8 protein-coding genes are annotated in these 10,958 nt (G+C 34.5%); all 8 read right to left on the bottom strand.

The genetic code is table 11. The annotated features are described in order from the left end of the window. Window positions 1-309: 309 nt before the first annotated feature. On the bottom strand, window positions 310-471 hold the full coding sequence (locus FFR48_RS09805) for a hypothetical protein (RefSeq protein WP_236104039.1): 162 nt from the start codon (window positions 469-471) through the stop codon (window positions 310-312). 204 nt (window positions 472-675) lie between these two features. Beyond that, entirely contained in the window at window positions 676-1,299 is a 624-nt protein-coding gene (locus FFR48_RS09800; RefSeq protein ID WP_137667231.1) for a CPBP family intramembrane glutamic endopeptidase, read from the bottom strand. Window positions 1,300-1,360: 61 nt separating this feature from the next. Then, window positions 1,361-3,607 (bottom strand): CHAT domain-containing protein, encoded by a 2,247-nt coding sequence (locus tag FFR48_RS09795; protein WP_137667230.1) that lies wholly within the window; start codon window positions 3,605-3,607, stop codon window positions 1,361-1,363. Window positions 3,608-3,619: 12 nt separating this feature from the next. Further along, window positions 3,620-4,576, bottom strand: a complete 957-nt coding sequence (locus FFR48_RS09790; RefSeq protein WP_137667229.1) for a DUF1822 family protein — start codon at window positions 4,574-4,576, stop codon at window positions 3,620-3,622. After that, the gene (locus FFR48_RS09785) at window positions 4,566-5,243 is read right to left on the bottom strand and encodes a sigma-70 family RNA polymerase sigma factor (protein ID WP_236104038.1); all 678 of its coding nucleotides are present in this window, start codon (window positions 5,241-5,243) and stop codon (window positions 4,566-4,568) included. Before FFR48_RS09785 ends, FFR48_RS09790 begins: the two co-directional genes overlap by 11 nt. Window positions 5,244-5,992: 749 nt before the next feature. Further along, window positions 5,993-7,954, bottom strand: coding sequence for a M48 family metalloprotease (locus FFR48_RS09780; RefSeq protein ID WP_162501871.1), 1,962 nt, complete (start codon window positions 7,952-7,954; stop codon window positions 5,993-5,995). A gap of 87 nt (window positions 7,955-8,041) precedes the next feature. After that, window positions 8,042-10,087: a hypothetical protein gene (locus tag FFR48_RS09775; protein ID WP_137667226.1), complete on the bottom strand. Its 2,046-nt coding sequence runs from the start codon at window positions 10,085-10,087 to the stop codon at window positions 8,042-8,044. Window positions 10,088-10,180: 93 nt separating this feature from the next. After that, on the bottom strand, window positions 10,181-10,753 hold the full coding sequence (locus tag FFR48_RS29380) for a hypothetical protein (RefSeq protein ID WP_236104037.1): 573 nt from the start codon (window positions 10,751-10,753) through the stop codon (window positions 10,181-10,183). Between the last annotated feature and the right edge of the window lie 205 nt (window positions 10,754-10,958).

Below are 10,958 nucleotides of genomic sequence, written 5' to 3'. Positions count from 1 at the left end.
GTAGATGTCTAGATTGCATTGTGCTGTCGAGGGTTTAGTAATTTCTCTCATTCTCTCATACCCATTACTAGACGACCCTTATTTATCAATGCACTATTTTGTTATTCTGTCAATGCGTAAGTCCTAAACTTTTACTATTCGTTGCCGTTGTTTTTATTTTAAGCAATATTGAATCAATTACAGAAGTTGGGTATCTTATCACCTCACCTTGAATCCTTACTTTATTTTTTATCCTGGATTTATCTTCATTTTAGGGGGTGATTGAGAGAAAGCGATCTGACGACGTTCATCAATCGTATTTTTATTAGTTTATGGGACACCAACAATTCCTAATCCTGCCATTTGACGAATATGATCATCAAAAGCGAATACCTTAAATATTTGTAAGCGATGACCCATAACTAAAATAGAACAATCTGTGTAACTCCATTTTTTGTCATTGTACTTACAGAAAGCTTCCCATATTGCCATTATAGCCTGTTTTTGAATTATAACAACTAGACGCAAACGCGATCGCTTGAATCAGTTACCGAAAGGCTAACAACTGTTTACTGATTCAGGTGATTCGCCAGAAGTCCAGAAAACAAGTTTCGTGAAGAAACCAGTTTTCTAGATATTGTCACAGAAGGAAATTTTGGCACGGTTACTTTCATTCTGTTTTGCGTAAGTCCTCACCTATACTAAACCCACCAGAATAGCGATCGCTCCCAGTAAGGAATGACTAATAATAATACTATATAAATTACGAAACTTTGCGTAGTTCCAGCCCCAAATTATACCTATAATTAATGTAAATACCAGCGTCGGTATATCTTTATAAATCAGATGTACAAAACTGTAAAGTAAGCTAGAGAGTATAATTTGTACCCAAGTTGCAAATTTTGCTCTCTTAAAAATAGCAAATAAAAACCCCCGATATAAAAACTCTTGGATGGGAGAAGATACACCCACAAAGAAAAGGTAAAATAGCCATTGATATGCTGAGTTATCTAACCGTGATCCATGAGTTAAATAATAAATAAACATTAACCCAGTAAAGATTAATGTTGGTAAAGCGATCGCTGTCAAAGATTTTTTTAAGTTATTATTTGTAAATCCTAATTCTACAGGAGAAAATCGGTATAAATAGGCGATCGCTACTACGACTATAGCTGCCAAAATTAGCACATAAAACCGCCAGGAAAAGGGAATTACTTCTAAAAATACAAGTAAAATTGGTAGAATGTATATCAAAAATACAATCAGAATTACTTTTTGTCGTTCTTGAACAAGTTGCTTATTTTTAGGTAAATGAACCATATTTTTTTATCTCACGCAAAGACGCAAAGGGGAATTAAGGGATATTATGGGGATCTGATATTTAATCATCACTTACTCGCAAATCAATCCAACGAACAAGTAAGAAAAATAAAGGAGCAAAAAACACGATACTGGCAAACCAAGGAGTTAAAGGATTGGTGCTATTCATTCCAAACAAGTGATCAATCATAGAAACACCAAAAATACTACTTAACACAGTAAAACCTAAACTACCTAATAAGAATGACAATAAAATAGGCTGATATTTTTGGGTAGCACTTTTGTATATACTGCTAATAGTAGTGAAAAATAAAATGGCAATAATCGCATAAGTAATCACATTAATTCCAGCTAGAGTACCTCGGAAATCAGAGGAAAATAAGAGACTTTTGGTATGTTCTATACTATAGCTTTGAAAAGGCAACCATAGGAGAATACCTAACTCACAAATAATCAGATAAGTGAGGTATTTATTTTTATTAAAGATGGAATCTGGAGCAAAAAGAATATTTGACACCAGTGCTACAAGTTGAACACCACAAGCAACAATACTGAGAAAATTGAGAATGTAAAACGATCTACTTAGGGAAAAATATTGATGATTTTGTTGCCAAACTTGATAGGATGTGGCAATTCTTAAAAGTCCTTGAAATCCTTTTTTATTATTACTTTTTTTTAGTCGTTTAATGGCTGATTCTAATGCGGATTTTTTGATAATTAAATTGCCTTGTTTGTCAAAAGCTTGATTAATATTAAAAAGGTTTTGGGGAATACTTTTGATCTGTGATTCTGAAGTTTCCCAATCTAAATACAGTGTTTTTAGTTTCTCAGATTTAATTGTTGTCATCGCTTGGGAATTAAATTCTAAAAACATCATGCGATCGCCATTAATCTCGAAAAACAACGCCCCCAAAGTAATAAAAATTGTCACCAATGTTAAAATTAAAAAAGAGCGAGTTTGTACCCGAATCATACAATGCACTCTATAAGCTGCAAATAAAGACATCCAAAGAAACAGGGAAGGATAAATGATAATATGGGGGTAAAGTTGAGCGTAAAGTGTTAAAGTTTCCCGTCCATTAAACTCGGTGAATATGCCCACAGGTAGACAAATTAGCATAGCGATCGCTATCAATCCTAAAACCATTTCCCATTGCCAAGATAACCTTCTTTCAGAAAATAAACGATTCCAAGTTACTTCTTTAGCTAAGGGGTTAGCAACAATTACAGGTAGCCAACTTTTACCAGGTTCAAATTTTTTTTGTAACTGTTGACGGGCATAATTCATTGCCGCAAATAAAGAGCGATCTTGTACAAATGCCTCTAAAAAATACCTTAATAATTCTCTAGCTACGGCAGATTCAACTCTTTCGCGCATGACAATACAATAAGGCAAAGATAGCTCAGTTAATTGATTTGCTAATCCCAAACCATCACAAGAATTAAAAATAGCTATTTGTAATTTTTTCTGAATTGCACCTGTTAACAAATCTCTTAACTCGGCAATTTCAATAATGCCTTCTTCCCCATCGGCGGGATTAATTTGAATCCGTCCAATACGTCCATTGCGATCGCTTTCACTATGGCCAGCAAAAAAGAAAATATGCCAACCTTGACTATCTTGTAATTTTTCTTCTAACTGTTTGCGTGTAGGTTGTCTGAGGATATGAGGATCGCCACCATGTCGCCGCAAACTTTTAATAAAACTGATTTCTTCTGCAAAATTAAGTTTTTCATCACCAAATACTACCAATATCCGAGCAGTTGCTTTTAATTGTGCTGTTTGTTTTTGTGTCAACCGTTTAAAATTAGTCGCACTAATGGCAACTTCTACCCCATTGCTAGTATACCCTGCTAAAGTGTCCCATTCTTGCCAAGGAAGTCCCCGTAATTGTCTATCTTCTGTTTGAACAATAATTTGAACTTCATCTTTTTGACTTATTTTCTCCCTAAATTGTTCCAAAACCAAACTTACACGAGGATCTGGTTGTCCATTTTCATCAACCCAACCATCCCTACCTAACCATTGGTTTAATTCTGCTTTCAAAGAATTAGCTAATTCTGTGAGATTAATTACCCCAAAAGTGCGATTTTCCTGGTTTTTAACAACTTTGCGATCGCCTTGTAAACCAATATAATCTTGCCAATCTTTAAACTTATTTGATAAAGATTTTGGTAGAGGAGAAAGAAAAGAAACCAGTTCTTCTATTTGTCCATATTGATCATAAATAGCAAGAGTGACAGGTAAAACTTCAGAATTATTGATTTGCACCCTACCACCAATTTTAAAGGAGATTTTCCAAGTCATAAACACTCCTTTTTAAGCAATGAAATATTCTCTAATAAAACTTTCTCCTATCCGCAACTCTACCCAAAATTTCTCACTTGGAGATAATTCTAGGGGTATTTTTATCAAATCTCCAGCTTCATCTACTGTTTCTGTATGTGTATGTGATTCATCTGGTACACTCACTTGCATACCTATAGGTAAAAAAGTATTTTCACTTTGAATAGTGACTATAACATTAACTAATTCCTCACTGGGTTGGGAAATGGAAAGCTGCATTTTAAATATTTGTCCTGCTAGGGAGATATTTTTATTGCAGATAGCATTTCTCAGATTCCGCGTTGCAGGTTGCCAATCTCCCTCATAAATATTATTCAACCAATTTCTTAAATAAGTAATTTTTTTTTCTGTAAATTCTAGGGATATCTCATCAATTTCTGCTGTTTCTACTGGTAAAGATGTTTCTTTCTCAGATAAATAATCAATCAGAGCATCCATAGATTGTAAATCTGTTATTTCTAATTCTTCATGTTTAGTATCAAAAGCAGGTAAAAAACCCAGCAATACGGCTTCTTTTTCTGACTCAGTAATTTCTATAAATAAATAGCCGATATTATGCCTAACAATATTACTAACAATATCAGATGGTAAAATTATTTTTTCTTGTTCTTTAGCGATAACACAACATTCTAAATTACCTAATCCTAATAATTCTAATTCGTTAGCTTCACTCCATAAACGATGAATTGCATTCCATCTTTCTGTCCGATTCAGATTAGTCTGAAAACCAAGTATCCGAAAATAAGCATCAGCAACAAATACAGCCAAGGTATGCAAATACATTCTTTGTTGTATATTTGGTGCAAAATATTGTGCTGCATAAGCTCTAGCTTGTTGGCGAAAGGATGCAGTAATGGGAAAGGGAATGGCTAGATCCTGTAATACATTTAATTTATCTAATTTATCTAATTTATCTAGGTTATCTGTCATTGTTTTCTTCTCCAAATAATTTTTGATTTTCTGCTAACCATTTTTGCAGTAATGGTTCACATTTTCTATTCCAATGGGATTTAAGAGAACCCTGTGGTGATCCAACTGTATCAGCTATTTCCTGCCATTCTTTACCCATGATCAGTTTTAACTCAGCAAATAATTGACAGTTAGCTTTTGGGTTATCTCTGATGTGACAATCTTTGAGAACATTATCAGGATCTTCTATAATCCATTGCTTAAATGATTCCCAAATTGGAGTGAGTAAAGTGGCATCTATGGGAGAAACTCTTTGCTCTAATGGATCAATAGAAATCTCACCATTTTCTAAGACAGACTGTATCCGATCTTGATAACCCTTGACTGTTCTTATTTCATCTCTGTACTTATTTATTAGACACCTGTTAAACCAGTGTAGAAATAATCCCCGATCTGGATCATACTTCTCACATAATGTTTTACTAGATAAATCAACCAGAGTTTTTTGTAATGCTTCTTCATAAATATCCTCGTTGTTGTCATTCCCTGCTGATGGCCTCCAAATACGTCCTGATTTGAGAAGCGATCGCAGTAAACCGTTAATTGCTTGACGGTGCTGGCGGGTGTTTTTGGGATACTTGCAAGCTTCTTTGACGAGGATTTGCAAGTGGAGGTTTAGATCATCCATATACTTATGACATTTTAGTAAGAGCATCATTAAGTATAGAATAATCTCTACTATTATTTATACGAAGAATAGTTAACTCCTGTTGCAAATATTTATTTATATTTTTTTGTATTTGTTTTTTTTGTATTTGTTTATAGTTTTTTGGAGAGCGATCGCTTGAGTAAGTCTGATGTCGGGTGCGTCAGATATTAAACATACAGCACTTACCAATGTCATGAGGTACAATATGAACAGGCTGGAAGCCTGTGCTACAAGGGTTTTGTCATTAATATCTGTACTTCATGATAACGGAAACTGCTGTAAGTTTATTTACATGATTTATCCAGTCTGACCCACCCTACTATATTTATGGTTTTTTGGAGGGCGATCGCTGGGATCATCCTGATCTGATTTAATAATATAAATACTATCAACAAGTCTTGACTATATTAGGATTATTGGATCTGGCTGCGTAACAGCTTAGAGCAGTTTCCAGAGGCTTGACACCAGAAATTTTGGAGATAATTCATTCAGAATTATAGCAGTCGCCAGGAAGGTTAGGACATAAATTTAGGGGATGGGCGAAGCATTCGGGCGAAAAATATCAGGGTAAGAGACATAAATTATCTGCCCGAATGCTTCGCCCCTACTGTCCTAACCGATGTGGCGGTTGCTATATCTCCCTAAATATGTATTAGATCCCAAAAAAATACCAAAAGTAGGAGTAATTCATGAATTACCCCTACAAACTAATTTTGAGTCTGAAACTCCTATTTTCCCGCCAACTCTCTAACTCGCTTTTGAATCAAACTGTGTTTTTCTACCCCTTCAAAAGCATAACGATTGTAACCACTGCTAGTAATCAAATCTTCCAAATAGCGAACCCGTTCTTTAGAAGATGGGTGAGTTGAAGCATAACTTTGACCACTAGAACCATAGCGTTCGTGTAGAGTTTGCATAAAACCACGTAAACCATCAGCAGCATAACCATAACTAGCTAGAGCGCGAGAACCAATAATATCAGATTGGCGTTCATTACCACGACTATAATCTCTACTCACCAAAGTAGTAAAAAAGTTGCCAAAGGGAATAACTTCTCTTAAATTAGCCAATAAGCTATTATTAGCAATACGTTGATAGCCATGAGAAAGAACCGCATGGCCAACTTCATGACCAATTAAACCTGCTAATTCTGCTTCAGATTTGGTATTAAGAATAGACCCAGTGTGGATAAATACTTTACCTCCTGGTAAAGCAAAAGCATTAAGAGAATCATCTTGGACGACATAAAACTCATAATTAAATTCACTTCGTCCCATCAACTTAGCAATATCCTGACCAATGGTATTGATATAACCTTGAACTATTTCATCTTGTACCAAAGGTAATTGCTGTTTATATCCATTAGCAAGTTGCGCTCCCATTGCTGACTCACCGTTAAGCATTAATTTAGCAAGTTCTACAGCTTGAAAAGCACTAGATTTAAAATCACCTGTCAATAATCCACCAAGACCACCCAAAATTGCTGTGGTAAGAATTTGATTATTCAAATCACCACGAAAACGCCCAAAATTTTTGTCGGCAATATTTACAAATTCCGCATTTTCTGAATGATCGGGATTAACAATAGCAAACTGACGAGCAGCAATAGAAGCTTCTAACCATTGTTCATCTGCTTCTAAAGCTTTAACTCTTGCCTTAGCCACATCGGGATTATAGGGAAATAAACTAGAAGCTCTTTCTAAAACTTCTCGTGCTTCTTTCGGCTTATTATATTTTTCCAATGCTTGTGCTAGTAAGACATGACCAGGTACAAATTCAGGATTTTTTTCGCTCAACAATTGTAGTGGTACAAATATTTTACTTTCTAATCCTTGTTGAAAACCTGCCTGTGCTTCGCGCCAATATACTTTACCAGCAGGTGACAATTGTTCTGGATCATTGATCGGTTCTGGAAACTGACTAATCTGGCTATTTTTACTATCTTTAGCAAAAGGTTTTTTAACTTGACGATAAAGTTTTTCTGCTTCCGTTCTTTTTCCCTGTTGGTAAAGTCTATCAGCTTTGACTAAAATTTCAAATTCTTTCTCAGAGTATTGGTTAGATTTGTTAGTATTGGCACTGATTAGGTCACTTTTCAGATCATTTTCAGAAAGTTCATCTAAATTATCTTCAACTATTCTCAAATTATACTTACCTTGGCTTTGAGGTTGGTAGCTATTGACAACTACACGATAAGTATTTTGGTTAGGTAAGGCAACATGAAGAAATGAATTAGAACTATCTTCTCCCCGGTCGTCATTTTCAGCTAATTTGTTACCTTGGGCATCAAGCAGCATCAAATAGGTATCAAAGTCTTGACTTTCTAAGTAAATTTTGATTGATTGATTTTTAGAAACTGAAAACTTGTATTGGTCATAGAAAGTGCTATCATCAGTAATTACTGAATCACCTGATTTGAGGTTTCCTTGTTTTTGTAGTAACGTGGCTACAATCTGTGATTTAGATTTAGTGAAATTTGTAGTATCTTCAGCTTTATTCCCTACTTTTTCACCTTGAAACAGTTTGTGATGTTGAAATATTGGTGACTTATGGATGTTTTGTGATTTAGTTGTGGGAGTAGCTGCTACCGATGGCGATATAGATAGGATTAGGTTGGGTAGTAGTAAGCTGGTGCTGGTGAATAGGATACAGCCGAATAGGGCTAGTAATAATTGGTGTGTTTTTTTCATAGTTGTTGAGAACATGACAGGATAATTTCAGAATGCAGACAAGTTAAAACTTTGCTAAATCAAATAGTCAATATATAGAATATTTTACTATTGTTTTTCATACAACTTGTCTATTATGCCTTTACCTAAAGTAATTCTATGATTTATATTGCTAAAATCAAATTCTCCTGGTTTAAAATTTTCCCTAATTACTTGAGATACAGAATCTGGAGCGAAAACACACTTAACTAGGCAGTATTTTCCATAATTAAACGCCTGATTAACTTCCTGAATGATCTCCTTCTTTGACCCATTGTAGCTATAACTTTTTATAAATTCTTCTGCCTTTCTTTGTTCAAACTCAACTAATTTATAATCCAGGTATTTGCCTCTTAATCCTTCCATACCAGGAATATTCTTACCATCTAAAAGATATTTAAAGTTATTCATGTTGAATTTGAACAAAAATTCGTTACCTTTTTTCAGAAAATTTTCTGTCTTTTCATTCATGTACCCCAAATTGATTCCTTCTGCTGCTCCTATACCATTCCACTGCGTTACAATGGCTGCTGCTTTAAACCATCTACTCTTAATAGCTCTTGGTTGTGTTTCAAGATAAGCATCAGCAAAGTCATAGAATGCGTGACGTTGTGCAATATTTTTATATGCTAGGAAATTTTCGTTTAATGTGTTGTATAGAGAAGCTTGCCAAAAACTTCTATTAGGGTCTCTAGGATTTGTTTGTCTATCAATGTCATACCACTGGCCTTTATGATTAAGAGGGACTGGTATTTTAACTGCTCCCGCATAAGGAGTTTCAACTTCTCCAGGTTCAAATTCATGAGGTTGAGAACCAGAACAAGATATTACATACCACCATCGAGTATTTACATCATCATTTCCAATTAACTTCACACCCACATACTCTGCATTAGTTGGTAAATCAAAAGTTTCATTACCTTGACCAGATTTAGGTCCAACTCCAAAGATTTGTTTACCATCAAAATATAATTCTATTCTGTCGGGAATTACATAAAATTCAAATTTTAGGTTGACTTTTCTATTTGCACCTTTAGCAACTTGAAATAAATCAGTTCTAATTTCACTACCTCCACTTACACGCTGTTCTTCACACTGTACAGGCGGTCTACAATTTACCTCTTGTAACATCGGGTTTTTGGTACTAATATTACTTTTGATTGCTCCAGAACCAAAGGATATTGCCCAACCAACAGATTTAGTAATTAGTGATTTACTTGTAGTTAATTTGTTTCCCCATAAACCTAGACTATCTGATATAACATTGAGTGATAAACTCACCGCAGCTTGACAAGCTGATTCTGAAGTTTTAGCTAATAAATTAGCATTTTTATTAGTTGTATTATTTTCTATATTTTTGTTCATTTTACTTCTTTCTCGGCTCAAAAATATATTTTGATCAATCAATTCATTTTGCGAAATTTTCACTGTTTCCACTGTTTGACCTTGGGGAGATTTGATTATAGCTTGTCCTGCGGAAAAATTAGCTGTTGTCCCGTCTGATAAAGTTATTTTAGATAAAGAATTATTAGCAAAGGTAATTTTAAATTTATTCAGTACAGATTTTATTTGTTCTGGATTAACAATTAAACTATCTGTGTTGGTTAAACTGCTAAAATCAATAGCTGATACTTTCTTATATTCAACTTCAAATAGCTGAAAGCTCCTAGAACCTGGAACATTAAAAGTATATAACTGTTCTGCTCCTGTAGATGGAGATACTAGAAGAATTTCCTGTTTACCTGAACTATAAGGTATTTGACTACTGATGCGGAAATCTTGAGGTAAAGCATTTTGGAGATATAAGTTAGTTTCTGCTGGTCTAATAATGGGAGGTATGGCAATTTGTGAGGGTAATTTATGCTGAAAATAATCCTCTTGTTTTGTTGGTAAATCTTGATTTATCTTCAAAATTTTATGACTAATATTATCAGTTACATTAATATTTGAAATAGCAGCTTCAACTCGACCATCATTGAAATTGATGTAACAAGCGGCGGAGTTGGAATTTAGCAAAATACAGAGAGAAATAGGGAGGATTTTTTTAACCCAATTTTCTCCTAAGATAGCGATAAAGCTGATGAGAGTAATAATAAATAAACGCCATTTACGCATGATTTATATTTGTGGATGATTTTGTGATTAAAGTGTTGAAACTGTCATTGTCGTTTATATTCCTGAATTTTTAAATTACACTTTTTATAAATACTAATCACCTGAGCCAGTGTTTAAACAGATTACTCCTTTGGTACTAATTGCTTCAAACTTCCGTGTTTTACGGTTAGCACGCCAAGCTTTTTGAATTTGCCTAAAATATTCTGAATTAGTGTCTTTAGCAACTGCAATTATATCAAGATCAGAAACACCATTACGTAGACATGATCCACCATGTCCTACCATAGTGTATGGTTTGTTTATTTTAGGAAGCGTGAGTACATCTATAACTAACCACTGACTTGGATTTCCTGTTCTATCTCTATTTACAACTATTTCAAACCACAACATTTCCTGATTTCCTTTTTTTACCTGACTGATTCCATATACAGTAGCTCTGCTGCCAGGTGTTAAACTGGGATAGCCAGGATCGTCAACTATCCAGCTACCAAAATATTGAATACCCTTGGGGTGGTCAAGGTACGCTGGAGGGGTGTAAGGAACACGGGGACCAAGGTAGCGGAGTCCAATATAACTCCGATTATTGTCCTTGTTTGAATTGACTTGATTAGTATTTTTTTGAGCATGAACTGGTAGTAAATTAACACCAAATAGGATTAAAAACACGCTCAAATTGAATAGTATTTTGCTTTTCATTGATTACCTTTGTAGTTATAGTTGTTATGATTCTAAGTACAATTCTATTTCATTTACCAACCTGGTAATTTTTTAAAATACCAGAAAACTTTATTAGAGTTTAAACATTGATCTATCTCTTTACTAGTTTCCCAAGGAATACTGGTTTCTTTACCTCCATGAAGTGCTAGAGTTC

The organism is Sphaerospermopsis reniformis (assembly GCF_005402885.1).
Classification (GTDB): domain Bacteria; phylum Cyanobacteriota; class Cyanobacteriia; order Cyanobacteriales; family Nostocaceae; genus Sphaerospermopsis; species Sphaerospermopsis kisseleviana.
The sequence above is the reverse complement of the archived record's forward strand: the minus strand, read 5'-3'. Positions and strand labels throughout refer to the sequence as shown.

Coding starts and splice junctions, on each gene's coding strand:
- FFR48_RS09805 (WP_236104039.1), bottom strand. CDS start 471: ATGGCAATATGGGAAGCTTTCTGTAAGTACAATGACAAAAAATGGAGT.
- FFR48_RS09785 (WP_236104038.1), bottom strand. CDS start 5,243: ATGGATGATCTAAACCTCCACTTGCAAATCCTCGTCAAAGAAGCTTGC.
- FFR48_RS09775 (WP_137667226.1), bottom strand. CDS start 10,087: ATGCGTAAATGGCGTTTATTTATTATTACTCTCATCAGCTTTATCGCT.
- FFR48_RS09800 (WP_137667231.1), bottom strand. CDS start 1,299: ATGGTTCATTTACCTAAAAATAAGCAACTTGTTCAAGAACGACAAAAA.
- FFR48_RS09795 (WP_137667230.1), bottom strand. CDS start 3,607: ATGACTTGGAAAATCTCCTTTAAAATTGGTGGTAGGGTGCAAATCAAT.
- FFR48_RS09780 (WP_162501871.1), bottom strand. CDS start 7,954: ATGAAAAAAACACACCAATTATTACTAGCCCTATTCGGCTGTATCCTA.
- FFR48_RS09790 (WP_137667229.1), bottom strand. CDS start 4,576: ATGACAGATAACCTAGATAAATTAGATAAATTAGATAAATTAAATGTA.